This window comes from Rhodococcus sovatensis (assembly GCF_037327425.1).
Classification (GTDB): Bacteria; Actinomycetota; Actinomycetes; order Mycobacteriales; family Mycobacteriaceae; genus Rhodococcoides; species Rhodococcoides sovatense.
This window is the reverse complement of the sequence record NZ_CP147846.1, coordinates 1,025,574-1,051,341: the sequence shown is the minus strand read 5'-3', so window position 1 is coordinate 1,051,341 and position 25,768 is coordinate 1,025,574. Positions and strand designations below refer to the sequence as shown.

General features: G+C 62.2%; 21 protein-coding genes and 1 pseudogene. 10 read left to right on the top strand and 12 right to left on the bottom strand.

Annotation, left to right across the window (positions count from 1 at the left end; genetic code table 11):
- Positions 1–54: 54 nt before the first annotated feature.
- The 7 genes and pseudogenes from WDS16_RS04900 to WDS16_RS04870 form a co-directional block, all read right to left on the bottom strand.
- Positions 55–543 carry a hypothetical protein gene (locus WDS16_RS04900; RefSeq protein WP_338890941.1) on the bottom strand — a complete coding sequence of 163 codons (489 nt, stop codon included), beginning with the start codon at positions 541–543 and terminating at the stop codon, positions 55–57.
- On the bottom strand, positions 540–1,988 hold the full coding sequence (locus WDS16_RS04895; protein ID WP_338890940.1) for an APC family permease: 1,449 nt from the start codon (positions 1,986–1,988) through the stop codon (positions 540–542). Before WDS16_RS04895 ends, WDS16_RS04900 begins: the two co-directional genes overlap by 4 nt.
- Entirely contained in the window at positions 1,981–3,939 is a 1,959-nt protein-coding gene (locus WDS16_RS04890) for a primary-amine oxidase (RefSeq protein WP_338890939.1), read from the bottom strand. The genes WDS16_RS04895 and WDS16_RS04890 overlap by 8 nt, the downstream gene beginning before the upstream one ends.
- 141 nt (positions 3,940–4,080) lie before the next feature.
- Positions 4,081–4,668, bottom strand: a complete 588-nt coding sequence (locus tag WDS16_RS04885) for a TetR/AcrR family transcriptional regulator (RefSeq protein ID WP_338890937.1) — start codon at positions 4,666–4,668, stop codon at positions 4,081–4,083.
- Between the two features lie 280 nt (positions 4,669–4,948).
- Positions 4,949–6,418, bottom strand: a complete 1,470-nt coding sequence (locus tag WDS16_RS04880; protein WP_338890935.1) for an NAD-dependent succinate-semialdehyde dehydrogenase — start codon at positions 6,416–6,418, stop codon at positions 4,949–4,951.
- On the bottom strand, positions 6,415–8,340 hold the full coding sequence (locus WDS16_RS04875) for an FAD-binding monooxygenase (protein ID WP_338890933.1): 1,926 nt from the start codon (positions 8,338–8,340) through the stop codon (positions 6,415–6,417). Before WDS16_RS04875 ends, WDS16_RS04880 begins: the two co-directional genes overlap by 4 nt.
- Before the next feature lie 2 nt (positions 8,341–8,342).
- Positions 8,343–9,652: pseudogene (locus WDS16_RS04870) on the bottom strand (MFS transporter).
- A gap of 188 nt (positions 9,653–9,840) precedes the next feature.
- On the opposite strand from WDS16_RS04870, the gene WDS16_RS04865 reads away from it, so the two are divergent.
- From WDS16_RS04865 to WDS16_RS04820, 10 genes are all read left to right on the top strand, one after another.
- Positions 9,841–11,337, top strand: a complete 1,497-nt coding sequence (locus tag WDS16_RS04865) for a fumarylacetoacetate hydrolase family protein (protein WP_338890932.1) — start codon at positions 9,841–9,843, stop codon at positions 11,335–11,337.
- On the top strand, positions 11,334–12,005 hold the full coding sequence (locus WDS16_RS04860) for a GntR family transcriptional regulator (protein WP_338890930.1): 672 nt from the start codon (positions 11,334–11,336) through the stop codon (positions 12,003–12,005). The genes WDS16_RS04865 and WDS16_RS04860 overlap by 4 nt, the downstream gene beginning before the upstream one ends.
- A 36-nt stretch (positions 12,006–12,041) precedes the next feature.
- Positions 12,042–13,574 (top strand): 5-carboxymethyl-2-hydroxymuconate semialdehyde dehydrogenase, encoded by a 1,533-nt coding sequence (gene hpaE, locus WDS16_RS04855; RefSeq protein WP_338890928.1) that lies wholly within the window; start codon positions 12,042–12,044, stop codon positions 13,572–13,574.
- A gap of 30 nt (positions 13,575–13,604) precedes the next feature.
- Complete coding sequence (gene hpaD, locus WDS16_RS04850; RefSeq protein WP_338890927.1) at positions 13,605–14,756, top strand: 3,4-dihydroxyphenylacetate 2,3-dioxygenase; 1,152 nt, start codon at positions 13,605–13,607, stop codon at positions 14,754–14,756.
- A 33-nt stretch (positions 14,757–14,789) separates the two neighbouring features.
- On the top strand, positions 14,790–15,575 hold the full coding sequence (gene hpaH / locus WDS16_RS04845; protein ID WP_338890925.1) for a 2-oxo-hept-4-ene-1,7-dioate hydratase: 786 nt from the start codon (positions 14,790–14,792) through the stop codon (positions 15,573–15,575).
- Positions 15,560–16,363 (top strand): HpcH/HpaI aldolase/citrate lyase family protein, encoded by an 804-nt coding sequence (locus WDS16_RS04840; RefSeq protein ID WP_338890924.1) that lies wholly within the window; start codon positions 15,560–15,562, stop codon positions 16,361–16,363. The genes hpaH and WDS16_RS04840 overlap by 16 nt, the downstream gene beginning before the upstream one ends.
- Before the next feature lie 36 nt (positions 16,364–16,399).
- Entirely contained in the window at positions 16,400–17,806 is a 1,407-nt protein-coding gene (locus tag WDS16_RS04835) for an aldehyde dehydrogenase family protein (protein ID WP_338890922.1), read from the top strand.
- 36 nt (positions 17,807–17,842) lie between these two features.
- On the top strand, positions 17,843–18,085 hold the full coding sequence (locus tag WDS16_RS04830) for a hypothetical protein (protein WP_338893647.1): 243 nt from the start codon (positions 17,843–17,845) through the stop codon (positions 18,083–18,085).
- A gap of 243 nt (positions 18,086–18,328) precedes the next feature.
- Positions 18,329–19,282, top strand: coding sequence for an alpha/beta hydrolase (locus WDS16_RS04825; RefSeq protein WP_338890920.1), 954 nt, complete (start codon positions 18,329–18,331; stop codon positions 19,280–19,282).
- A 60-nt stretch (positions 19,283–19,342) separates the two neighbouring features.
- On the top strand, positions 19,343–20,182 hold the full coding sequence (locus tag WDS16_RS04820) for a PaaX family transcriptional regulator C-terminal domain-containing protein (protein ID WP_338890918.1): 840 nt from the start codon (positions 19,343–19,345) through the stop codon (positions 20,180–20,182).
- Between the two features lie 260 nt (positions 20,183–20,442).
- Here WDS16_RS04820 and WDS16_RS04815 read toward each other — a convergent pair whose 3' ends face one another.
- The 5 genes from WDS16_RS04815 to WDS16_RS04795 form a co-directional block, all read right to left on the bottom strand.
- Positions 20,443–21,201, bottom strand: a complete 759-nt coding sequence (locus tag WDS16_RS04815) for an ABC transporter ATP-binding protein (protein WP_338890916.1) — start codon at positions 21,199–21,201, stop codon at positions 20,443–20,445.
- Entirely contained in the window at positions 21,198–22,217 is a 1,020-nt protein-coding gene (locus tag WDS16_RS04810; protein WP_338890913.1) for an iron chelate uptake ABC transporter family permease subunit, read from the bottom strand. Before WDS16_RS04810 ends, WDS16_RS04815 begins: the two co-directional genes overlap by 4 nt.
- Positions 22,204–23,169 carry an ABC transporter permease gene (locus WDS16_RS04805; RefSeq protein ID WP_338890911.1) on the bottom strand — a complete coding sequence of 322 codons (966 nt, stop codon included), beginning with the start codon at positions 23,167–23,169 and terminating at the stop codon, positions 22,204–22,206. The genes WDS16_RS04810 and WDS16_RS04805 overlap by 14 nt, the downstream gene beginning before the upstream one ends.
- A 42-nt stretch (positions 23,170–23,211) precedes the next feature.
- Positions 23,212–24,162 carry a siderophore ABC transporter substrate-binding protein gene (locus tag WDS16_RS04800; protein WP_338890909.1) on the bottom strand — a complete coding sequence of 317 codons (951 nt, stop codon included), beginning with the start codon at positions 24,160–24,162 and terminating at the stop codon, positions 23,212–23,214.
- Between the two features lie 103 nt (positions 24,163–24,265).
- Positions 24,266–25,765, bottom strand: a complete 1,500-nt coding sequence (locus tag WDS16_RS04795) for a long-chain fatty acid--CoA ligase (protein ID WP_338890907.1) — start codon at positions 25,763–25,765, stop codon at positions 24,266–24,268.
- Between the last annotated feature and the right edge of the window lie 3 nt (positions 25,766–25,768).

Genomic DNA, 25,768 nt, shown 5'->3' with positions numbered 1-25,768 from the left:
GTCGCCGACCTCGACAAGGTGACGGCGTTCTTCGTCGGACTGGGACTGGCACCGTCAGACTGCCATCGGCGTCATCCCGACGATCATCAGCACCGAACCGATCAACGCTCCCCTTTTCGCTGGGCCGCGGTCCGAGATGGCCGCGAGAACGGTTGCCAGCAGCCAGCATACGAGCACTATCGACGGACCCCAGGGCAGCTGCGCGCTGCTCGCTGCGTGGTGGTGTCCCGCCGACTGGACCCCGGCGATACCCGAACTGGGCATCGACAGCAGCAGTGCTCCCATGGCAGTGAGGTCTATGGTGCACAGTCGCCTGGTTCGACGACCCGCAGTGCACCCCACCATGTGGAACGCCTGGCCGAACAACCCGAGTGCGGCGATCAGGTAGACCCACTGCGGCACGTGGGTCACGACCATGACCGTCATCAGTGCGGCCATGGAGCCGTGCGCGATCGTCATCGGTCGCGACATCGCGCGCAGCGTCACCAGAGGTACCAGCGCACCGACCACACCGACGGCCATCAGCGCGTCGGCTGCGCTCACGGGATCAGCTCACCCGACTCGGACTCCGCTGCTCGCTGCCCTGCCACCGCGGTGGTCGATCGTGAACGGCGCGTCGAAAAACCCCGGAGTAGACCTGCGGTAAAGAAGATCACGACGATGACCAGGAGAATCGCCGCTGTCGTGGACGATCCACCGATGAGCAGAGTGAAGTTGTCGAGGACGAATCCGAGGATGACGAGGAGCCCGAGGGTTCCGAGCACGGGTGCGATCTTCGTATGCCACGGTCGCGAGTCGACTCGGGTTCGGGCGAAGAACGTGTAGATCGCAACTCCGGTCAGGATCATCAGCACCAGAATGCTCACCGTCGCCAGTCCGGACATCCAGGTGAACAGTTGAAGTATCGGGTCCGCGCCCGCCACTGCGAACACACCGACGACCAAAACGGCCGAGACCGTCTGGAAGATCGAGCCCACGTGCGGTGATCCATGTCGAGCATGCGTCCGCGCCAACACCGTCGGGGCCGCGCCCCGCCTCGCCAGCGCGAAAACGTACCGCGAGATCGCATTGTGGAAGGCCAGCAGTGCCGCGAAAAGGCTTGTGATCAGCATAATTTGGATGATGTCCGACCAAGCGGCCCCGAGGAATTGCGCAGCGGCGGCGAATGTCAGTCCTGCCGGATCCTCGGCAGCCGCATCGGCGACCGAGTTGCTGCCGAACGCCAGCACGACAGCCCAACTCGACACTGCGTACACGGCTCCGATCACGATGACCGCGGCATACGTCGCAATCGGCACGGTTCGCTTGGGATCCTTGGCCTCCTCGCCGTAGATCGCAGTCGCCTCGAATCCGATGAACGACGCGACCGCGAACATCAGCGCAATGCCCGGTGATCCAGACAGGAACGCGTCCGGCGTAAACGATCGAACGTCGATTCCCTCGGCACCACCCTGCGCGAACACTGCGATCGACAACGCCAGTACGATACCGATTTCAAGTACGAGCAGAACACCGAGAACCTTCGCGCCCAGATCGATGCTTCGGTAGCCGAGAACCGAGACGATGCCGATAAGAACCAGCGCCCACAACCACCACGGTAGGTCGGGGCCGCCATAGGAGACGACGAGGCTCTGCAGCGTGGACGCCGCAAGTCCGTAGATTCCAGCCTGGATGGCGGTGTACGTCAGCAATGCAAGTCCTGCTGCCCCCAGACCGACGTTCTCGCCGAGGCCTTTTCCGACGTACGCGTAGAACGCACCGGTGTCGGTCATATGGCTGCTCATCGCCGCATATCCCACGCTGAACACCAGCAGGACCAGCGCCGCGAGGATGTATGCCATGGGCGCACCCGCGCCGTTGCCCGTCGCGATCATGATGGGCAACGCGCCGCCGATCGCGGTGAGCGGCGCTGCTGCTGCGATCACCAGGAAGACGATGCCGACGACTCCGATCGACCCCTTCAGCTTCCCGTCCCTGGTGTCAGACATGGGAGCTTCCGTCCGTCGAATGGCACGGAATGCTCGACGGTGCACAGTGCGCCGAGGTCGAGGCAGGTACGTCGAGCGTCGGATTGCGATCGAAGAAGCCGACGGGCTTGAGCTTGAAACCGGTGTAGTCGACCGGCATGATCGGCCAGTCCTCGGGCCTCGGAAAGTGGGTCAGGCCGAAGGTGTGCCACACGACGATGTCTTCACCCTCGATGTCCCGGTTGCCGGCAACATAGCTGGGCAGCCCGGCTCCGCCGGAATGCTGGTTCACGAAATCTCCCGACGCGTAGCGCTCGGCCGCGTCGAACTGCGTGACCCACAGGTGTTTGGTCGCGAAAGTGGCGCGCTTGGCGATGGACGAGTTGTCGTCGGCGAGCAACAACGGCTGCCCTTCCGGATGCAACACATATGCGACCGGCTTGCCGAGTCGGTTGAGCGAATCCGGATTGCTGATGTGCCATACGCGTCCAGTCGATCCGTCTGCGCAGCGAGCTGCCTCGGACTCGGTCGTCAGAGGAGTCCTGGACAATGCAAAAGCATTGCCGTGCGGGTTGTCCGGGCCCATCGGGACACGTCTGGTCTCGACCTCCTCCACCGAGTTCACCGCACCGTCGACCATCATGTCGAGCCGCGCACTGAACAGATGCTGATGGCACGGAGCGCCCAAGCCCGGTGCGATCTCGGACGAGTACGGGTAGTCGTCGCCGAGATGACCCGAGGTGAACACGACGCCGGTCGCCTTGACCTCGAATTCGATCGTGCCGTCGAGGTAGAGGTACCAGAAGAAGCCGTAATCGTAGTTGCCGATGGTGGTGAAGAACGAAATGACCAGTCGGCGTTGTCGTCTGGTCTCGTTCGACCCCGCCCACAGGTCGGTGTGCTTCCACAAGATGCCGAAGTCCTCTTCGTGCATACAGACCGCATTCTTCAGCGTCTGCGGACTCCCCAACCCGTCTGCGATCACGACATCGAAGTAGGTGATGTCGCCAACGCAGTCACACCCGAGCTCCAGCGCGTTGGCGTACCTGCCGACGAGGTACTCGCCGGTGTCGAAGTAGTTCTGCCACGAGCGGACCGGTGATGGATCGCCATACGGAACAACCATTTCCGCGATCGATGCACGGTGGATGATCGGCCTGGTTGCCCCTTTGTCGTCGAATCCGATCTGGTGAAGCACCAGGCCTTCTCTAGCGTCGAATCCGACGCGGAAACTCCATTTCTCCCATTCGACGAGATTGCCGGTGACCTCGAAGCTCGGCCCCTCCGGCTGCGTGATCTCGATCGGCTTCTGTGTCGTTCGCATCGGTCCCGTGACCTCGGGATCAGTGAAATTGCCCGACTCCTCGGGGATCGGCACCACGCCGGTGTCGAGCACCTTCTCGACCGTCTTGTTCATGACGTCGACGAATCCCACCAATCCGTCGATGGGGTGCGCCCACGCATGGTCCGTCGGGAAATCTTGACGAAATGCCAAGCCGCGCAGAATCCTTCGCCCCTCCTCGCCCGGGTAGTCGAAGACGCCGGCAGACAATGGCGCGACTCGGACGTTCTCGACGTCGAGACCACGGCGTTCGAGTGCAGCCAACCACTCTGGGTCGGTTCGCAGTGTTTCTTCGACAAGTCCGAACTCCTCGTCGAGAACGGGCATCTGCCCGTCGCGAGCCGCATCGAGCGCCACCGACGAGATGACCGACCGCTCGGTGACCGACACGACGACGTCCACCGCGTTCGGCGTGGACAGGTCGTGCAGCAGTGCACGGAAGCGGCGGTCGATACCCGTCGCAGTGGGGTAGAGCTCCGACTTGAGCGGCTCCTCGAGACCGACGTAGACGAATCGAGTGTGCTCGCCCAGCAGGCCTGCGTCATCGAGGACGGCACGAACGTCTGCGATCTCCTCGGCAGTAGCCAGAGCCAGAGGGTGATCGATTCTTGTGGGGGAAAGAGTCGGCATGAACAATCCTCGAGTCAGTTGGTTCTACGTATGTTGGAAAAAAAGATGTGACGGACGCTACACCTGGATGTGCGAGCTGTACAGATCACTTCCCTTAGGAGCAGGAAAGAAACCACGCATTGCATCGAGGCAATGCGGGCGCTAGGAGTGCAGCAGCGCGAGAAAGTTGTCCAGCATCGCCAACTGCGTTTTCGCAGAACTCTCCGACGGTGTGAGAACACCGAGAATCTGCACGCCCATCATCATGCTGAGCAGCTGCTCGATGACGACTGCGACGTCGATGTCGCCGACCTCGCCTATCGCGCGTGCATCCTCGAGATGACCGGCCATCCGGCCACGCCACAGAGTGAGTGCACGGCGATTGATCTCGTCCATTCGCTCGTCGTACATCGCCCTTTGAAACAGCGAGATCGCGATACGGGCTTCGAGCAGCGTTTCCTGGGTCGTCGGCATGATCTCCCGACAGAAGATCCGGAGGGCGGCGAGGCCTTTGGCGTCTCGCATCCTCGCGTCGATCCGCGCGTTCGTCGCCTCGAACACCAGCTCGAACGAGGTTCTGAGAATCTCGTCCTTGCCAGAGAAGTAGTGACTCAGCGCGCCGTTGGTGTAGCCGGCTTCTGTGGCGATGTCACGCATGTTGGCAGCGTCGATGCCCTTGGCCGCAATCAGCCTCCACGTGGCCGCAGCGATGGCTCGCCTGCGTTCGTCGTGATCGACCAGCTTGGGCATAAGGCCACGGTAACGGCTCACCGCCGAGCCACGTGAGGCCGGTAGTACGTCATGGGTCGCGCGTCACCTGCCACCTCCTCCACGCATCTCGGTCCGTGGTTCTACGGACGTTGAAATAACGATGCGCCGCCGACGTTACGAACTTTCGCGTTCGCTGTGAACTTCGGGTTACCGAACCATCACTGCACTACCACACCGGGGACCCGATGCGCATGACTCCTACGTGCGTCGATGGCACCGATCTCCATCGCTGCCCGGGCAGTGCATCAGCTCGAACCAATTACACGAACGGTGAAGGCGTCAGGGTGTACTTGGTTTGGAGATATTCGTGAATCCCTTCCGCGCCACCTTCGCGTCCGAGTCCCGACATCTTCCAGCCGCCGAACGGAGCCGCGGCGTTGGAGACGACACCGACGTTCAGTCCCATCATTCCGGTCTGAAGCCGTTCGATCATCCGCTGACCGCGCCCGAAATCCTCGGTGTACACGTAGGACACCAATCCGTACTCGGTGTCGTTGGCCAACGACACCGCCTCGTCGTCGGTGTCGAAGGTCGCAATCGCCAGCACCGGTCCGAAAATCTCCTCGCGCAGAATGTCGCTGCCCGGGGTCACACCGGTCAGAACAGTAGGGGCGAAGAACGTGCCGGGCCGGTCGATCGCAGTACCACCGGTCGTGACCGTCGCACCTCGCTGCACGGCGTCGTCGACCAAGTCCACAGCTTTGGCCACGGCCTTGTCATCGATGAGCGGACCGATCGTCACCCCGTCCTCGGTTCCGCGTCCGATTCCGAAGGCGTCGACTCGCTCGGTCACCCGCTGTGCGAACTCGGTAGCAATCGAACTGTGAACAATAAAACGGTTTGCCGCCGTGCAGGCTTGGCCTATGTTTCGGAACTTCGCGGCAATGGCCCCGTCGACCGCCTTGTCCAGATCGGCGTCACCGAAGACCACGAACGGAGCATTGCCGCCGAGCTCCATCGAGGTACGGAGAACACCGGTGGCTGCCTGACGTAGCAGAGCCTGGCCCACGGGCGTCGAACCGGTGAACGACAACTTCCGCAACCTCGGGTCGGCGATGATAGGGGCTGATACCGCCGACGAGGACGAGGTGGTGACCACGTTGACCACGCCGTCAGGCAAGCCCGCGTCCTGCAGGATCTTCACCAGCAGCAGCGTCGTCAACGGCGTGAGGGCAGCAGGTTTGACGACCACGGTGCAGCCGGCTGCCAGAGCCGGGGCGATCTTCCGAGTCGCCATGGCGAGCGGGAAGTTCCACGGCGTGATGAGGAAACACGGACCGACCGGATGCTGAGTGACGAACATTCGCCCGGTGTTCTCCGGGTTTGCCCCGTACCTCCCCTGAACTCGGGTTGCCTCCTCGCTGAACCAGCGCAGGAACTCACCTCCGTACGCCACCTCTCCCCTGGCTTCGGCCAGCGGCTTGCCCATCTCGATGGTCATGAGGAGCGCGAAGTCCTCCTTGCGGGCCTGGAGCAGATCGAAGGCACGGCGCAGGATTTCCGCCCGCTCCCGCGCAGGGGTGGAGGCCCACGAATCTGCGGCGTCGACTGCTGCATCGAGGGCGGCCATGCCGTCGTCCGGGGTGGCGTCGGCGATGTCTCGTATGACAGCCCCCGTGGCCGGATCATGGACCGACAAAGTGGCGTTCGACGACGCCGCACGCCAGCGTCCGCCGATGAAAAGTTCGTTCGGGACGGAGTCGAGCAGCTTCTTTTCGAGATCGGTCATACCAATTCCTTCGGGTTGGAGGCCGTGTTGCGCGGCAGCATGTTTCCGGCGAAGAACGTCGCCAGCTCGTCGGTTGCAGCGAGCGGAAGAACCTGCGCTACATACTGATCCGGCCGGACCACCACGATTGCGCCGTCACGGTCGATTCCGCGCTCGGTGAAGATGTCGACATCAGGATCGGTTGCGAAAACCTTTTCGTAGTCGACGAGGTCGAACGGACCACCGACAGGGAGGTACACGGGATTCACCGCGCCGAGATCGACCGAGGTGTGGTCCTGCTGATAGATGACCTTGACGTCGAATGCACTGTCGATGTCCGCGCCCTCGGGGGTGCATCGCACAATCGGCGACTCGGGTGATGCGAGAAGCCACCCCGACAACTCGTCCAACGCAGCGCTGGTCGAATGTGGTCCCGCTGCGGCCGCATCAGCGAAGACATAGATCCGCCAGCGTCCGTCTGCACGATGATGGTGACCGAGATGCATCGGATTGGCGTCGCAGACTCGGATCACCGATGCCGACTTGAAACGCTTGCCCACCGGGAATCCGGTAGCCAGATTCTGATGGGTGGTATCACCGACGATCATCGACGGCCGGTACTCGGTCATGAACCCGGCCGGAAATTCTCCGGTCTTGACATAGAACTCTTCGAGCTCGGAGGGGTTGTCGAAATCCTCCGGCCGCTTGGCCATCATGGATGACCACTGCTTGTCGAAGTCGATCAGGTTCTGCGCGATGACTTGCCGCTCGGCAGTGTAGGTCGCCAGCAGGCTCTCGGGCGCTCGGCCTTCGAGCACGTGTCCTAGTTTCCAACCGAGGTTGAACCCGTCTTGCATCGACACGTTCATGCCCTGGCCCGCTTTGGCGCTGTGGGTGTGACAGGCGTCGCCGGTGATGAAGACGTGCGGCATACGCACTCCGACCTCATCGGCCGGTACATCGTCGAACCGATCGGTCACGCGGTGACCGACCTCGTAGACACTGTGCCATGCAACGTTTTTCACATCGAGGGTATAGGGGTGCAGGATCTCGTTGGCCTGCGCGATGATCTGGTCGATGCTGGTCGTGCGCACCCTGCCGTTGTCGTCCTCGGCCACTTCACCCAGGTCGACGTACATGCGGAACAGGTGCCCACCCTCGCGTGGGATATGCAGAATGCTCCCGCCCGAACCGGACTGGATGGCGCACTTGAGTCGAATGTCCGGAAAGTCGGTGACGGCGAGAACGTCCATCACACCCCAGGCGTGGAACGCTTTGTCACCGATCGGCTTGCATCCGATCGTATCGCGCACCGCGCTGCGTGCACCGTCGGAACCGACGACGTACTTGGCATGGACCGTCCGCTTCTGCCCCACACGATCGCCGCCGGTGTGCTCGAGAGTGACCGTGACGGGGTAGTCGCCCTCACCGACTTCGAGCGTGCAGAATTCGTATCCGAAGTCCGGCTTCATCCGCGTGGGCGACAGTGCCATGACCTCGGCGAAGTAATCCAAGACGCGGGCCTGATTCACGATCAGATGCGGGAACTCGCTGATTCCGGTTGCGTCATCGGGTGTACGAGCGGTGCGCACGATCTTCGACGGATCCACGGGATCTGGCTTCCAAAAGGCCATTTCGGTGATGCGGTAAGCCTCGGCCGTGATGCGGTCCGCGAACCCGAACGCCTGGAACGTTTCCACACTGCGCGCCTGAATGCCGTCGGCCTGTCCGATAGCCAGCCGCCCTGTGCGGCGCTCGACAATTCGCGTCGTCACACCGGGGAATTGCGAGAGCTGCGCGGCGGTCATCATTCCCGCTGGGCCGGTACCGACGATAAGCACATCGACGTGGTCCGGAAGCTCGTCGGGCCGGTCGATGCCGGTCCCTGTTGCTTGCTGGACGCGTGGGTCACCGGAGACGTAACCATGGTGATGAAATTGCATTGTCAGACCTTTGCCAATCCTCTTATAGGGCTTACTGATTGCTGTTGCTCGTGATCGGGCCCGAGCGGAATTCCGCTGCGATCGCGCAGCACCAGGGTTGCTGTCAGACTGAAGAGAACGACAACCACGAGGTAGACGGTGACTGCTGCGGTGGAGCCGGTGGCGCGAACGAGTGCTGCTGCGGTCTCGGAGCGAATGCTCCGCCGACGATTGCGCCGATCGCATAGGAGATCGATACCCCAGAGAACCTGACCGAGGCGGGAAAGAGCTCCGCGTACAGGGCTGCCTGCGGACCATAGGTGAAGCCTAGGCCCACCGTCAGCAACACCAGTCCCAGTAGCAGCACCCAGATATTGCCGGTCTCGACCAACGTAAACAGCGGTGCCAGCGCAGCCAGAAGCAACACCCAGCCGATGAGGTAAGTAGTCCTACGCCCAACACGGTCGCTCACCCAGGCACCCAGCCATGTGAAGACCATCCAACTCAACGCCGAGCCGGCAACTGCCCACAGAACAGGACCGCGTTCGAGACCGACCGGGCCATCTGGGTTGGTGGCGTAGTTCTGGATGTAGCCACCGGTCGTCATGTAGCCGACCGCACTGTTGCCTGCAAAGACCAACGCAGCAACGACGACGAGCTTCCAATGATGACGGAAGAGTTCGATGATCGGCGTCTTCGTCTGTTCTTTTCGCTCTGCGATTTCGAGGAACACCGGGCTTTCCTCGACACGTCGACGGATGTAGTGGCCAATGAGGATGAGAACGATCGAGAGCAGAAAAGGTACACGCCATCCCCACTGTTCGAACGCGTCACCCGGAGCAACGATCGTCATCAAAGCCATGACGCCGGATGCGAGCAACAATCCGAGAGGTACGCCGACTTGTGGTGCGGCTCCGAAGATCCCCCGCTTGTTGTCGGGGGCGTGTTCGACTGCCATCAACACGGCACCACCCCATTCGCCGCCGGCTGAGATCCCCTGCAGGATGCGCAGCAGAATCAACAGGATCGGTGCGGCGACCCCGATGGCCGAGTAGGTAGGCAGCAGGCCGACCAGAGTCGTGGCAACCCCCATCAGCACCAAGGTCACCATCAGGACGACCCGTCGACCGAATTTGTCTCCGTAGTGACCGGCAAGGAATGCACCGAGTGGCCGGAACAGGAAACTGAGGCCGACAGTGAGGAACGAGAGGATGGTCGCAACGCCATCCCCTGCCGGCGCGAAGAACAGCTTGCCGAACACCAACCCGGCCGCGGCGGCGTAGACGAAGAAGTCGTACCACTCGACGGTGGTACCGACGACGGTCGCGAACACGACTCGACGACGCTCTCTATCTGTGACGGGCCGCCGGAATCCGCTCGGCCTCGAGACGGTGCGCTCATTGTTGCTCCTAAGTCGATCCACTCCGAGTGCCTCGAAGCACTGACGGGATTCATTGCGATCTGCGTCACTCATCGTATACGATCTGAGATATGATGCAAGGGTCGCTATCGAGGAGGAACATGAAGACCGAAAGTCACGATGCTGCCGGCATCGAGTCGAACACCTCATTGACCAGGCCCGGAAAGATAATCGCGGTGCATCTGAGCTATGCATCGCGGGCGGATCAGCGGGGCCGCCGCCCGGCTCATCCGTCCTACTTCCTCAAGCCGTCGAGTTCCGTAGCGACCACTGGCGACACGGTCGAGCGGCCTGCAGGCACCGAGCTGCTCGCGTTCGAGGGTGAGGTAGCTCTGATCATCGGGGCGACGACGCGCTGGGTATCGACCGAAAACGCCTGGAGCCACGTCTCGGGTGTCACGGCTGCCAACGACTTCGGCCTCTACGATCTGCGTGCCAACGACAAGGGCTCCAACGTTCGATCCAAGGGCGGGGACGGTTACACCCCACTCGGCCCTGATGTCATCGATGCGCGATCCGTAGATCCGACTGCTCTACGAATCCGTACCTGGGTCAACGGTGTTGTCGCCCAGGACGACACCACGGCCGGTCTCATCTTCACGCTGCCTCAGCTGATCGCCGACCTGTCGCAGCACTTCACTCTCGAACCCGGAGACGTCATCCTCACCGGCACGCCCGCCGGATCGTCGGTCGTCGTTCCCGGCGACGTCGTCGAGGTCGAGGTGAGCACGATCGACGATTCGGCCTCATCCGGCCGGCTGGTCACGACCGTCACTCAGGGCGAGATCGAATTCGACCGAGGGCTCGGCTCACTGCCTGCCGCAGATGATACTCAGCGCGAGGACGCGTGGGGCTCGGCCGAAGCGGCCGGAATTACAGCTGCGCAAACAGGTTTGAGTGCAGAACTACGAGACAAGCTGTCCCGCGTGCCCGTGGCGGGGCTGTCGGCCCAGCTCCGCAAGCGTGGACTGAACAACGTGTCGATCGACGGTGTTCGCGCGCTGACTCCCGGTGACAAAATCGTCGGAACGGCGCGGACCCTGCGATTCGTACCCAATCGCGAAGACTTGTTCGTCTCCCACGGCGGCGGCTACAACGCCCAGAAGCGCGCATTCGACGCCGTGAACGACGGCGAGATCATCGTGATCGAGGCCCGCGGCGAACTCGGGTCCGGCACTCTGGGAGACATTCTCGCCCTGCGTGCCCGATCCCGCGGCGCGGTGGGCGTCGTGACCGATGGAGGAGTCCGCGATCGCGACGCCGTGGCCGAGATCGGCCTGCCGGTGTTCGCCGCAACCGCGCACCCAGCAGTACTGGGCCGGCGTCACGTCCCGTGGGATTTCGACCTCACCATCGCCTGCGGCGGCGCGACGGTACAGCCCGGTGATGTCATCGTCGGCGACAGCGACGGCGTCATCGTGATTCCACCGGCATTGGCCGAGGAAGTCGTCGACGAGGCGCTCGCTCAAGAAGAGCAGGACGCGTGGGTCGCCGACCAAGTCGCTGCCGGGCATCCACTCGACGGGCTCTTCCCGCCGAATGCGGAGTGGAAGAGCAAGTACGAGCAGTGGCGTCGAGCCAAAGGAGATGCACAGTGACACAGAGCAAATCCCAGGCCGCCTACCACTACATCAAGGACAGAATCGCACGCCAGGAATACACGCCCGGGTATCGCCTCGTTCTGGGCTCGATCGCCAAGGATCTCGACATGAGTGTCGTGCCGGTGCGTGAAGCGATCAGGCAGCTCGAAGCGGAAGGGCTGGTGACGTTCGAGCGCAACGTAGGCGCCCATGTTTCGATGGTCGACGACACCCAATATCGGTACAGCATGCAGAGCTTGAGCATTCTCGAGGGCGCTGCCACGGCCATGTCCGCACGTCGACTGTCGGAGGACGACATTCGACGTGCGCGCGTGGTGAACGAGCGCATGATCGAGTCCCTCAATCATTTCGATCCGAATCTGTTCACGTCGTTGAACAAGGAGTTCCACGAGATCCTGTTCTCGAAATGCGTGAACCCGCGCATGCTGACACTCGTCGAGGCCGAATGGGGCCGACTCGGACACCTGCGAGCATCGACGTTTGCATTCGTTCCCGGACGCGCCCGCGAATCGGTGCACGAGCACGAAAACATAGTGCGGCTCATCGAAATCGGAGCGCCGCTCGGCGAAATCGAGAAGGCGGCTCGCAGACACCGGTCCGCAACGCTCGACGCCTACCTAGTTCACGAGCACCCTGACGAAACCATCGGCCTACCGGCCTACTGATCAGTCCAGACAACCGATCCCAATATTGGAGCATCCATGACGAACACCGTTGCCGAACAGGCACAACGCCACGTACCCGCCGATCTTCCCAGCAAGATTCAGCACTACATCGGCGGCAAGTTCGTCGATTCGATCGACGGCGATACGTTCGACGTTCTCGACCCCGTGTCCAACGAGGTCTACCTGCAGGCCGCCGCCGGCAAGAAAGCCGATATCGACCGCGCAGTCGAGGCCGCGAAGAAAGCATTCAAGGACGGCCCGTGGCCCAAGATGCTGCCGCGGGAACGCTCGCGCATCCTGCACCGCATCGCCGACCTCGTCGAATCACGCGACGCGCGCTTGGCCGAACTCGAATCGTTCGACTCCGGCCTGCCCATCACCCAGGCTCTCGGTCAGGCTCGCCGAGCTGCCGAGAACTTCCGCTTCTTCGCAGACCTCATCGTGGCGCAGTCCGACGACACCTACAAGGTTCCCGGACGGCAGATCAACTACGTCAACCGCACGCCCATCGGGGTGGCCGGACTGATCACCCCGTGGAACACCCCGTTCATGCTCGAATCGTGGAAGCTCAGTCCTGCGTTGGCCACGGGCAACACCGTCGTACTCAAGCCTGCGGAGTTCACGCCGCTGTCCGCGTCACTGTGGGCCGGAATCTTCGAGGAAGCCGGTCTGCCCGAGGGTGTGTTCAACCTCGTCAACGGTCTCGGCGAAGACGCCGGCGATGCGCTCGTCAAGCACCCCGACGTTCCCTTGATCTCCTTCACGGGCGAATCCAGCACCGGTCAGCTCATTTTCGGCAACGCAGCGCCCTACCTCAAGGGCCTGTCGATGGAACTCGGCGGCAAGAGCCCGGCAATCGTCTTCGCCGACGCGGACCTCGAAGCCGCAGTGGACGCCACGATCTTCGGTGTGTTCTCCCTCAACGGCGAACGGTGCACCGCGGGAAGCCGCATCCTCGTCGAACGGCCCATCTACGACGAATTCGTCGAACGCTATGCCGCACAGGCCAAGCGCGTGAAGGTCGGCTACCCGCACGACCCCGCGACCGAGGTCGGTGCACTCGTGCACCCCGAGCACTACGACAAGGTCATGAGCTACATCGAGATCGGCAAGGGCGAAGCGCGCCTGGTCGCCGGTGGCGGCCGGGCCGAGGGCTTCGAGCAGGGCAACTTCGTGACCCCCACTGTGTTCGCCGACGTCGCACCCGACGCCCGCATCTTCCAGGAAGAGATCTTCGGACCGGTCGTGGCGATCACCCCCTTCGACACCGACGACGAAGCACTCGAACTGGCCAACGGTGTCAAATACGGCCTCGCAGCATATGTCTGGACCAACGACCTCAAGCGCTCGCACAACTTCGCCCAGGCCATCGATGCCGGCATGGTGTGGTTGAACTCGAACAACGTTCGCGATCTGCGCACTCCGTTCGGTGGCGTCAAGGCTTCGGGACTCGGTCATGAGGGTGGCTACCGCTCCATCGACTTCTACACCCAGCAACAGGCCGTGCACATCACGCTCGGCGAGGTACACAACCCGACCTTCGGCAAAGCCGACTCAGCCAAGCACTGATCTACCCCACCTTCCGACAAGGACCATGACATGACCATCACCCCAGATGCCCCCGAGCCCGTCGTGACACGCAGCAGTCCCATCCGGTCGACCAACCCGGTCCCCACCCCGCGGGCCACTCCCCCGGACGTATTGCGCTGCGCCTACATGGAATTGGTTGTCACCGACCTCGAACGCTCACGCAAGTTCTACGTCGACGTACTCGACCTCGTCGTGACCGAGGAAGACGAGGAAGCCGTCTACCTTCGCTCGTTCGAGGAGTTCATCCACCACAACCTGGTCCTGCGCAAAGGCCCGGTGGCCGGCGTCGCTGCGTTCTCCTACCGGGTACGTAGCCCGGAGGACCTCGACAAGGCCGTCGCGTTCTACACCGAACTCGGCTGCCGCGTAGAGCGAAACCCCAACGGGTACAACAAGGGCATCGGCGATTCGGTACGCGTCGAGGATCCCCTCGGCTTCCCGTACGAGTTCTTCTACGACGTCGACCACGTCGAGCGCCTCGCCTGGCACTACCACCTCTACACCCCTGGCGCTCTCGTACGCCTGGACCACTTCAATCAGGTAACTCCTGACGTCCCCCGCGCGGTGGCGTACATGGAGGACCTCGGATTCCGCGTCACCGAGGACATTCAGGACGAGGCCGGCACGACGTACGCGGCCTGGATGCGCCGCAAGTCCACGGTGCACGACACCGCGATGACCGGCGGCGACGGACCCCGCATGCACCACGTCGCGTTCGCCACACACGAAAAGCACAACATCATCGCCATCTGTGACAAGCTCGGCTCGCTGCGCATGTCAGACCACATCGAGCGTGGCCCAGGACGTCACGGCGTCTCGAACGCCTTCTATCTCTACCTTCGTGACCCGGACGGCCACCGCATCGAGATCTACACCCAGGACTACTACACCGGCGATCCGGACAACCCGGTCGTCACCTGGGACGTACACGACAATCAGCGCCGCGACTGGTGGGGCACCCCGGTCGTGCCCAGCTGGTACACCGACGCCTCGATCGTCCTCGACCTCGACGGCAACCCCAAGCCGATCATCGCGCGAACCGACGACTCCGAAATGGCCGTCACCATCGGTGCGGACGGATTCTCGTACACCCGCAAAGAGGACACCGACGAGATGCCGGACTGGAAGAAGGGCGAGTTCAAGCTCGGCGCACAGCTGTAGTAGCGGATCGTCCCCTCAGCCACAGGAGAATTCATGCTCCCCCCGAACACCATCACCGACATCGCGGACCAACTCGAGGAAGCGGAACGAACGCGGACGATGATTCCACGACTCACCGCGCGCTATCCCAAGATGACCTTCGAGGATTCCTACGCCGTTCAGAACGAGTGGCGCAGAAGAAAAGTCGAGTCCGGTCGACGCCTGGTCGGGCGCAAGATCGGTTTGACGAGCAAGGTGATGCAGGTGGCGACCGGCATCACCGAACCTGACTACGGCGCGATCTTCGACGATCAGGTCTTCGACAACGGCTCGGTGATCGAGCACGGGCGCTTTTCCAACGTCCGCATCGAGGTCGAGCTCGCCTTCGTTCTCGGTAGTCCGCTGGCCGGTCCACGGGCGACGATCTTCGACGTCCTCAAGGCAACCGAGTACGTCGTACCAGCCCTCGAAATTCTCAGTTCGCGGATCGAGATGGAGGGCCGCACCATTGTCGACACCATCAGTGACAATGCGGCGCTGGGCGCGATGGTGTACGGCGGCAACCCGACCGACCCGGCGGCGGTCGACATGCGGTGGATCTCGGCTCTGCTGTACCGCAACGAGACGATCGAAGAGTCCGGGGTTGCAGCCGCGGTGTTGAATCACCCGGCCACGGGCGTGGCGTGGTTGGCCAACAAGCTCTTCCAACACGGCGACCGCCTCGAAGCCGGTGAAATCGTGCTGGCCGGCTCGTTCACCCGCCCGATGTGGGTGCACAAGGGTGACTCGGTTCTCGCCGAATACGGAACTATGGGGACGATCTCATGCCGCTTCGACTGAACGACACCTTTCGTGACGCGTTGACGGCGGCGAACCGCCCGCTGTACGGCGGCTGGATCACCACCGGGTCACCGGTGGCCGCCGAGATCATGGCCGGCTCGGGCCTGGACTGGGTGCTCATCGATATGGAGCACGCGCCCAACGGTCTCGAATCGGTTCTCGCACAGCTCTATGCGGTCTCCGCCTATCCCGTGACGCCTGTGGTGCGCGTACCCGTCGGCGACGCGGTGGTGATCAAGCAAGTACTGGACCTGGGTGCTCAGAACATCCTGGTGCCGATGATCTCGACTGCCGAGCAAGCACGCGAGGTGGCGGCCGCCGCGCAGTACCCTCCAATAGGCCGACGCGGTGTCGGCAGTGCGTTGGCGCGATCGGCGAGATGGAATCGGGTCGAGGGTTATCTGGCGAACGCGGCCGACCACGTGTCGGTCTTCGTCCAGATCGAGACTGCCGAAGGCGTATCCAATGCGGCAGCGATCGCAGAGACACCGGGGATCGACGGTGTCTTCCTTGGACCCAGCGATCTTTCTGCCTCGATGGGTCTGCTCGGCCAACAGAACCATCCCGACGTCGTGGCCGCAGTGAAGGAAGCGTTCACCGCTGTCGGCACCACCGGAAAGCCCTATGGTGTCAACGCTTTCGACCCCGATCGCGCTGATGTCTACGCCGAGGACGGCGCGCGGTTCCTACTGGTCGGGGCCGACGCCGCACTTCTGGCCCGCGGTTCCGAAGGACTCGCTCACCGCTTTATCGGCTCCACGGCGCACGGCACGCGCGCCAGCTACTGATTCGCATTCCCGCACAGTTCGTCGAAAGGACAGACAGTGACCATCACATTCGAATCGCTCCTCAGCGAGATCACCGACCCGAACGGGCGTGAAATCTTCGACCCCGCAACCGAAGACGTAGTCGGCAAAGCACCGTTCGAGAATGTCGAGGCGCTCGACGCCGCGATTGCCCGCGCGAAAGCAGCGCAACCCGCATGGGCGGCACGCAGCGACGAAGACCGCAAGGCTCTACTGCTACAGGCAGCAGACGCCATCGATGCCGCCACCGAGCCGCTCGCAGAACTGCTCTCACGCGAGCAGGGCAAGCCGCTGAACGGCCCCAACGCACGATTCGAGGTCGGGGCTTGCGCGAACTGGCTCCGCGCGACCGCGGCGACCGACCTGCCCGGTCGCACCCTCCTTGACGGCGACGACGGGCAGGCCGAAATGTACTACCGGCCGCTGGGAGTCGTCGGAGCAATCGGACCGTGGAACTGGCCGATGATGATCACTGTCTGGCAGATCGCGCCTGCACTGCGGATGGGCAACACCACCGTCGTCAAGCCGTCGGAGTACACACCACTCAGCGTTCTGGCACTGGCGAACGTGCTCAACTCGGTTCTACCGCAGGACGTCCTCACGGTCGTCTCCGGCGACGGGGAGCTCGGGGCACGCCTGTCCTCGCATCCCGATATCGACAAGTTGATGTTCACCGGTTCCACCCGCACCGGACGGGCAATCATCAAGAGCTCAGCAGACACCGTCAAACGACTCACCCTCGAGCTCGGCGGCAACGACGCCGGCATAGTGCTACCGGACGTAGATCCCAAAGCCATCGCGCAGGATCTGTTCTGGGGTGCCTTCATCAATACCGGACAAACGTGCGCCGCACTCAAGCGCCTCTACGTACACACCGACGTCTACGACGCCGTCTGCACCGAACTCGCCGACGTGGCCAAGGCCATGCCGATGGGCCGCGGACTCGACGAGGACAACGTGCTGGGGCCACTACAGAACAAAGCGCAGTACGACATCGTCGCGAATCTGGTCGAGAAGGCGCGTGCCTCCGGTGCCACGATGCTCGTCGGAGGTACGCCCGACGCCGACGCTCCAGGGCACTTCTACCCCACGACGCTGGTGTCGGACATCGACGGCGGCAACCCCCTGGTGACCGAAGAACAGTTCGGACCAGCACTACCCATCGTCAGGTACGAAACAGTCGACGAGGCAATCGAACTCGCCAACGGACTCGACGTCGGCCTCGGTGCATCCGTATGGAGTTCCGACCGCGACGCAGCCCGAAAGATCGCCGCCCGCATCCAGGCCGGCACCGTGTGGATCAACAGCCATGGCGGAGTGCACCCCATGGTCCCGTTCGGCGGTATCAAGATGTCCGGCTACGGCCTCGAATTCGGTGTCGAGGGACTCAAGTCGGTCTCGGCACCGCAGGTCATCAGCGGCTGACGCACGCGGCATCGGCGTGCCCGAGCGAGCACGTCGATGGAGTCGACTCCCGTGGGGACGGTGCCCGCCGACGCCATCGATCCCGATCAGCTCGACTTCATGTCGTTCGTGGAGTTCGCTGTCGACAAGGCATCCACGGAGCTCGAGCAGGTCGATCCCGTAGCCATGCGGTTGGTCCTCGAGCTGCACCGAGTCACCTGTACCACCGGCGACGATCGAGAGGCAACCGACTCGGCCCTGAGTCGCCTCCGAGGACTGCTGATCCACGCACGGAGTTAGAGTGCGTCGGCGCCGAGGAAGAGATTATCACCGACCGACGAACCTCGAAGCGATCATCAAAGTCAATTTTCAAAGACGACCGTCTAAAAGTATTGACATTCTGTGATTGGGAACTCATTCTTGAGATCACGGTTTCCACGTCAGTGGCGTACGGCACTCGATGGTTTCCTGATCGAATACTTTGCCCGACAAGCAGATTCGACGTGCTCTAAATCCGACCGAGCTCAAGAGAGGCTCTCGAACATGTTCACCAAGAGCGAGACCGTTCCACGTCCCATCGACCCCGCGATCGCCGACTACGTATCTCGATTCGACGCCGCCATGTCCGAACCCGGCAACACCATATCGGAGGCCAGGGCGCGGTACCGACAACTCCTCGCGGAGCAGGGCGCGCCGGATGAGGCCGTAATCAGCCGCCACCTCACAATTCCGACGCGTCACGGCGATCTGCCTGCGCGCCTTTATCTCCCGCACAACGCTGCGGCACTGATGATCTATGCGCACGGCGGCGGATTCGCCGTCGGGGACCTCGACAGCCCTGACCGCGTACTGCATACAGTGAGCCTCGGAGCCGACGTCGCCATCCTCTCGCTCGACTACGCACTGGCGCCCGAGAACATGTATCCCATTGCGTTCGAACAGTGCAAGGACGCGATCTTGTGGGCGGAGGACAATCGGGATCTGCTCGGCGTTTCCGGGCCCCTCGGTATGGCAGGTGACTCAGCCGGCGGAAATCTGACTGCACTGTTGTCGCATTGGGCGGCCAACGAAGGCGGGCCCACGATCTCCTGGCAGGCGCTCATCAACCCCGTACTGGATTTTCTTGCCCTCGAGGGTGAAGTACGCGGTTCCTACGCGCACTACGGCGCGAGCCCGATGCTGAGCACCGACACCATGCGCGGATTCATGTTCTCGTATTTCGTCGACCACGCGGCGCGGGTCGACTCGAGCCCCCTCCACGTCATCGGTGACTATTCGATCCTGCCACCCACGTTCGTCGCGGCCGGGCAATGCGATGCGCTCCGCGACGAAGGCATCTGTTACGCATCGAGGTTGGCGGTGGCGGGAGTGCCTGTCTCCCTCTCTGTGTACGAGGGTATGCCGCACAATTTCATCACCTTGACTCGCTTCAGCGAGAGCGCGCAGCACTTCGTCGAAGACTTCGTCCGAGAGGCGCGCCGGTGGGCGCACCGATGAAGGACAGACATCCGGCAACCCAAGGGCCGTGTCGAGCTACCGGACGGCAAGATAGCAGGGGTGAGCCCGATCCCGCACGTCGACAGCGACGACCCACTGGCAGCTCGTAGTCCCAAACGACTGCTGTTCGCAGTATTGGCAGAACAGATCGTGATGGGAGTCCGAGCTCCACTGCTCGCGTCGACGTACGTGTCGATTCTGTCCGGTGCCGGAGTCAAACCGGCGACGACGCGAGCCAAACTCGACCGTTTGGTCGTCGAGGGGTATCTGGTTCGATCCAAGGATGGCCGGGGCGTCCAATACGAGCTCACGCCCAGCGGCTTCGACACACTGCGGACGTTGCAGAACCGCATGGAAGATCCCAACCCTTTCGAGGCTCGCGGATCTGGCTGGACACTTGTGACGTTCACGGTTCCCGAGCAGCAGAGGGCCGTCCGGCAACGCCTCCGAGCTGCGCTCACCTGGGAGGGTTTTGTTCCATTGCGGGACGGTCTGTGGATTGCACCGGGCGAAGCAGACCTGGACGAAGTTCTCGATCCCATGCACGCCGAGCTTTCCGAGTCGAGCCTCGTGGCCTTTCACGCGCACGACCTACCCAACTTTTCACTCGACCCGCTTGCCCGGACGGCATGGAACTTGAAGGGTGCGCTCGAGGCACACACCCGCTTCGACGAATGCTGGGGCGACGCGGCAACCGTCGACACCACGGCATCGCCGTTGTCCGACCTCATGCTGCTGGGAGCCGACTGGTACGCACTTCTGCGTGCCGACCCACGCCTACCGGCCGAACTACTCGACGAGGGCTGGCCCTCGGATCGATCGACACGGATCTATCGTGCGCGGCGTCAACAGCTCGCCCCCGCCGCGCACGAAGCGTTCAACACGGCGATTCACCGCTGACCTATTGCCCGAGTTCCGACGCGAGGCCCGGATACGTCACGAATCCGGTTTCGGCCTTGCAGATACGAGTAGTGCAAAATTCGCCTAGCCAAAGCAGCTCACCCCGCCCTGTCAGATTCGAGGTGACAGACATGCCCGACGGAGCCGTCAGTCCGCGGTGACCCATCGAGGTGTCGGAGCCGAGGATGGGTCGCCGCTTCCGCCCGCGTCCTTGATCGGGAGCCTGTCAGGCAAACGATCGGCTCGGTTGGGTAGGGACGTCAGCGAACGTAGACCGCTGTGCGCTGACCCTCGATCACGTGGACCCGCACCGGAGTATCGAAGACGTCGGTGAGTACGTCGTCCTGCATCATGTCGTCAGCGGTTCCGCTGGTCACGATGACACCGTCGCGCAATGCGATGATGCGGTCGGAGTACGCAGCAGCGAAATTGATGTCGTGCACGATCAGAACGATGGTCTTGTCGAGTTCATCGGCGGCTCGTCGTAGTTGCTGCATCATCAGAACCGAGTGCTTCATGTCGAGATTGTTCAGCGGTTCATCGAGCAGCACGTACTTCGTGTCTTGCGCCAGGACCATGGCAACGAACGCGCGTTGACGCTGGCCTCCGGATAGTTGGTCGAGGAACCGGTCGGCCAGCGCGTCCAGGTTGAGGAACTCTAGAGCTCGGTCGACATGCTCGATGTCGTTGGGTCCGAGGCGGCCTTTCGAGTGTGGGAACCGCCCGAATCCGACGAGCTCCCGCACGGTCAACCGCGCAGTGATGTGGTTCTCTTGCCGCAGAATCGACAGGTGCTTGGCCAACTCGGCGGATTTGGTCGTACGGACATCGAGATCCCCGACGGTGACCACGCCCGTCGTCGGGTCGAGTAGCCGGCCGATCACCGTCAGCAGCGTCGATTTTCCAGCACCGTTGGGACCGACGAGTGCCGTGATTCCGCCATCGGCGATCGTGCCGGTGACCGGTCCGAGCACGGTGTGGTCTTGGTACGACTTGGTTACCTCACGAAAATCGATCACAACGTGCCCTTACGCAGAATCATGCCGATGAACAGAATGCCACCGACGAATTCGATTATGACGGTGAGGAATCCACCTGCATAGAAAATATGTTGCATGACGAACTGTCCGAGAACCAGTGTCAACATTCCGAGTAGGAAGGCCATCGGCAACACGAAAATGTGCCGGTAGCTGCCGGCGAGCTGGTAGGCCAACGTGGCAACGATGAAGCCGAAGAACGTCATCGGCCCGACCAAGGCTGTCGAGAAGGCTACGAGAAGTGCGATCAACACGAGCATGATCGTCAACTCGCGCTTGTAGGACACGCCGATTCCCATCGCTGCCTCGCGACCGAGCAGCAAGGCGTCGAGATGGTGACGCCGCTTCCACAGGATCACACCGGCGAACACGCATACCGCGAAAGCAAGTGGAAGGTAATCTCCCTTTACTGCGCTGAGGCGGCCGAACAGCTTGACCGACAACAAGTCGTATTCGGTCGGTGACAGCAACCGTTGCAGGAACGTCGAGATGGAGTCGAACGCGAGTCCGATCACCACACCGACGAGAAGCATCAGGAACAGGCTGCCCAGCTTCCCCGAGAACATCCATCGGTACAGGATCGTCGCGAGTGCCACCATCAATGCCGTCTGCGCCAACAATTTCGGAATGCCCTCGGTGTTGGCGATGGCAGTGCCACCGAATACGAACACAGTCAGGGTTTGCATCAACACGTAGAGTGAGTCGAACCCGATGATCGAGGGTGTGAGTATTCGATTGTTGGTGACCGTGTGGAACACCACGGTGCCCAAACCGTGCGTGAACGCTGCAACAGCCATGGCTCCCAACATGTTCAGCCGCCGCGGAAAAGCGAACGCGAACGATCCACGTACGAACAAGAGCAGAAAGCACGCTATGGCAATGGCGAGAACGACCGACAGAAGGATCAGCCGCATCGTCGGCGTGAACCGCGGACGGTCCTTGCCATAGGTGGCCGGTCCCGTGATTCGAGATCGCCTGCGGCTCTCAAGCACTGACATGACGACGCTGCCTCACGATCAAAGCGATGAATACGATTGCGCCGACGACACCGAGAATCACCGAAGCAGGTATCTCCATCGGTGCCACAACCACGCGTCCGATCAAGTCGCAGGCCAACAGCAACCCGGCGCCGACGAGTGCAACCCACGGGAGATTCTTGTGTACGTCGTCACCCAACATCATCGACACCAGGTTGGGCACGATCAGGCCGAGGAACGGAATGAACCCGACCACCACGGTGGTGACTCCGGTCGCCACGGCGACCATTGCGACTCCGATGAACACGACCTGCTCGTACCGAAGCCCGACGTTGGTTGCCAAATCCTTACCCAGCCCGGCGACGGTGAACCTATTGGCCAGTGCGAATGCCAGAACGGCGATGATCAGCACCGCCCACAGCGGCTCGTAGAAGCCACGTACGACACTGCTGAAGCCACCGGACCGCCACGCCGACATCGATTGGAGGAGGTCGAAAGTCCCTGCCAGGAACGTGGTGACTGCACTGACGACTGCACCGAGCATGATGCCGACCAGTGGCACGATCAGCGACGACCGCACCGACAGCCTGCGGAGCACGGCGATGAAGATGATCGTTCCGAACAATGCGAACCCTGTCGCAACGACCATCTTCGTCATCGGGTCGGCCGCAGGCAGAATGATCAACGCGAAAAGGACGCCCAGCCCAGCCCACTGAGCAGTTCCGGCGGTAGTGGGCTCGACAAACTTGTTCTGGGTGATCATCTGCATGATCACGCCGGAGACACTCATCGCCATCGCAGCAAAGATCAGAGCCAGCGTCCGCGGCACTCGCGAAATCAAGAACATGTCGCGCGCCTCGGCGTCGTTCAGCAATGTCTCCACCGATATGTCGAAACCGCCTACGAAGAGCGAGGCTACAGCCAGAACGAGGACGATCACGACAACTATCGGGAGCAGAACTGCGTTCTTCATTTCGGTGTCGCGGCGCCCGAAGCGACGATATCCACCCGTGGTTTATCCCGCATTCGCGAATGCGTCCGAGATCGATTCGAATGCCTGGGTGTAGGCCTGAATGCTCTCACGGGTGTAGAAGTACGGATCGAGGTAGACGATCTGATTCCTGGTTGTGAACGTAGTGTTGGCGAAGGCTTCCTGCGCATCGAAGACAACCTTGGCCGGTGCCGCGCCGGGTTCGCCGGCTGCCGCGTCACGGTCCAGCACGATGACCCAATCGGGGTTGGCCTGGGCGACGGTCTCGGGGGCCAGCCCCGAATCACCGTGCACATCACCGGCTTCGCCCGCGAACACATCGGTGAGGGTCAGCGGTTCCATCAGTCGTCCGATACGTTGTGCACCGTTGTCGATTTTACCGGCGCTGACGTTCGCCAGGAAAACTGTCTCACCGCCGGTCCGAGCCGCAGCGTCATCCGCGGCGGCGTCCAGCTGTGCGATGATCTGCGACGCCTGTTCCTGTTTGCCGAATACCTCTCCCAGAGCCGAAGTTTGGGACTTCAGGGATTCGATGTAGCCCACGTCGGTGGGCGAGACGTCGAGGGTCGGAGCAATCCGATTCAGCTCGTCCGTGTATTCCTGGAACCGGTATCCACCGATGATCAGGTCCGGTTCGGCCTCGCTGACGACTTCGAGATTCGGCTCACGGTGTGTTCCGACATCGAGAATTTCCTCATTGTCGATCCACTCCTCGAATCCTTCGTACGGCATGATCGGCTTGGGAAGCGCAACGGGTTCCACTCCGAATGCCTTCAGGGTTTCAAAGGAAGTGTTGTCGAGTGCCACCACTCGCTGGGGGTTCGCGGGGACCTCGACGGCACCGTTGGCGGTGTCGACAGTGACCGTGTCCCCGGAACCCGCGTCCACTGTTGTGTCGGTACTACACGCACCCAGAACCAACATCGACGTAGCTGCAACTGCGAGAAACAGCCTGGATCTGCGAACGGTGTTCACGTGAGGTCACTCCATTGGGTCTTTACGAAGTCATTGGTTGAACCCAAAAGTAGATGATAAGGCAAGGCTATGCAAAGTTCGTGACGGTGGGATACATCACCACCTAGATGACAAGTCCCGAATACTTCTCTCTCAGAACGTTCTTTCGGATCTTGCCAGTCGGATTGCGGGGGATGTCGTCGACGAGCACGTACCGCTTGGGGATCTTGTATCGAGCGAGCCGGTCACCGAGAGCGGCGGCAATGGAGTCGAGTGCGACGTGCATCCCCTCGACGACGGTGATCGCAGCTACCGCCGATTCGCCCCACTTGTCGTCCGGCACCCCGAACACCGCGCAACTTTCGATACCGGGAAGTTCGAGCAGCGCTGCCTCGACTTCGGCGGGATAGATGTTCTCGCCGCCGGAGATGATCATGTCCTTGAGGCGATCGACGATCGTGACGAAGCCTTCGTCGTCCGCGACTCCGATGTCGCCGGTGCGCAGCCAGCCGTCGTCGAACACGTCCGCCGTCGCTTCGGGGCGACCCCAGTACTCCTTCATCACATTGGGACCTTGGATCTGGATCTCACCCCGCTCGCCGGGCGACACCGGCTGCGACAGTGCATCGACGATTCTCACGTCGGTGAACGTGTGTGGCACGCCCGCGGTGCCCATCTTTCGTTCTGCGTCGACCGAGGCGAGAATGGTAGCGCCTGGCCCGCTTTCGGTCAGTCCATAGCCTTGGCACATCTTGATACCGCGTTCGGAGTAGGCGCGCAGGGTTCGCGGCGGTACCGGCGCGGCGGCCACCACTATCCGGCGCAGCGAGGACAGGTCGGTCTCGTCCCACCTCCGGTGAGCTACGAGCGCATCGAGGATGGTCGGCACCCCGAACGTGTAGGTGATCGACCGTGATTCGATGATGTCGAGGACTCGTCCCGCGTCGAATCCCTCCTCGATGACCACTGCACCGCCCTTGAACAGAACCGGCAGGGCCACCATGTCGAGTGCCGCGGTGTGAAACAGAGGTGCGCAGACCAGTGCGGCCTCGTCACTGCACAGGTCGAGATCGAGAACACCATTGAGAACGGCGAACAGCACGTTGCTGTGCGTCATCACCACACCCTTGGGTTTACCCGTCGTGCCGGAGGTGTACATGACGAAGCACAGATCCTCACCTTCCACCGGCTCGTCGATGAGCGTCGACTCCGCCGCGGCGATGAGCGCGTCGTAGTCGTCACCCAAGCGAATACGCCGCGTGTCGCCCGCCGCCGCAGCGGCGACGTCATCGAGTGCCTCGGAGTGGACCAACACCGACAGACCCGAATCCTTCACCGCAAAAGCCACTTCCGATGCTGTCAATCGAGCGTTGAGGGGAACGAAAACGGCTCCGAGGATGCCACAGGAGAACAGCACTTCCAGATAGGAAGGATGATTGGTTGACAGAAGTCCGACTCGATCGCCTTTACCGACACCGAGCCCCTGTAGAACGTGGGCGAGCCGCGTCGTCCGCTCGTCGAGCTGCTCGTAGGTGAGCACCTGTCCACGAAACTCGAGCGCCGAGGCACGCGGACACTGTCTGCTGCGCCGCCTGATCCACGAGCCAACTCCTTGATTACGCATCTC

Coding starts and splice junctions, on each gene's coding strand:
- WDS16_RS04895 (WP_338890940.1), bottom strand. CDS start 1,988: ATGTCTGACACCAGGGACGGGAAGCTGAAGGGGTCGATCGGAGTCGTC.
- WDS16_RS04890 (WP_338890939.1), bottom strand. CDS start 3,939: ATGCCGACTCTTTCCCCCACAAGAATCGATCACCCTCTGGCTCTGGCT.
- WDS16_RS04885 (WP_338890937.1), bottom strand. CDS start 4,668: ATGCCCAAGCTGGTCGATCACGACGAACGCAGGCGAGCCATCGCTGCG.
- WDS16_RS04880 (WP_338890935.1), bottom strand. CDS start 6,418: ATGACCGATCTCGAAAAGAAGCTGCTCGACTCCGTCCCGAACGAACTT.
- WDS16_RS04875 (WP_338890933.1), bottom strand. CDS start 8,340: ATGCAATTTCATCACCATGGTTACGTCTCCGGTGACCCACGCGTCCAG.
- WDS16_RS04865 (WP_338890932.1), top strand. CDS start 9,841: ATGAAGACCGAAAGTCACGATGCTGCCGGCATCGAGTCGAACACCTCA.
- hpaE (WP_338890928.1), top strand. CDS start 12,042: ATGACGAACACCGTTGCCGAACAGGCACAACGCCACGTACCCGCCGAT.
- hpaD (WP_338890927.1), top strand. CDS start 13,605: ATGACCATCACCCCAGATGCCCCCGAGCCCGTCGTGACACGCAGCAGT.
- hpaH (WP_338890925.1), top strand. CDS start 14,790: ATGCTCCCCCCGAACACCATCACCGACATCGCGGACCAACTCGAGGAA.
- WDS16_RS04840 (WP_338890924.1), top strand. CDS start 15,560: ATGCCGCTTCGACTGAACGACACCTTTCGTGACGCGTTGACGGCGGCG.
- WDS16_RS04830 (WP_338893647.1), top strand. CDS start 17,843: ATGGAGTCGACTCCCGTGGGGACGGTGCCCGCCGACGCCATCGATCCC.
- WDS16_RS04825 (WP_338890920.1), top strand. CDS start 18,329: ATGTTCACCAAGAGCGAGACCGTTCCACGTCCCATCGACCCCGCGATC.
- WDS16_RS04810 (WP_338890913.1), bottom strand. CDS start 22,217: ATGTCAGTGCTTGAGAGCCGCAGGCGATCTCGAATCACGGGACCGGCC.
- WDS16_RS04805 (WP_338890911.1), bottom strand. CDS start 23,169: ATGAAGAACGCAGTTCTGCTCCCGATAGTTGTCGTGATCGTCCTCGTT.
- WDS16_RS04795 (WP_338890907.1), bottom strand. CDS start 25,765: ATGCGTAATCAAGGAGTTGGCTCGTGGATCAGGCGGCGCAGCAGACAG.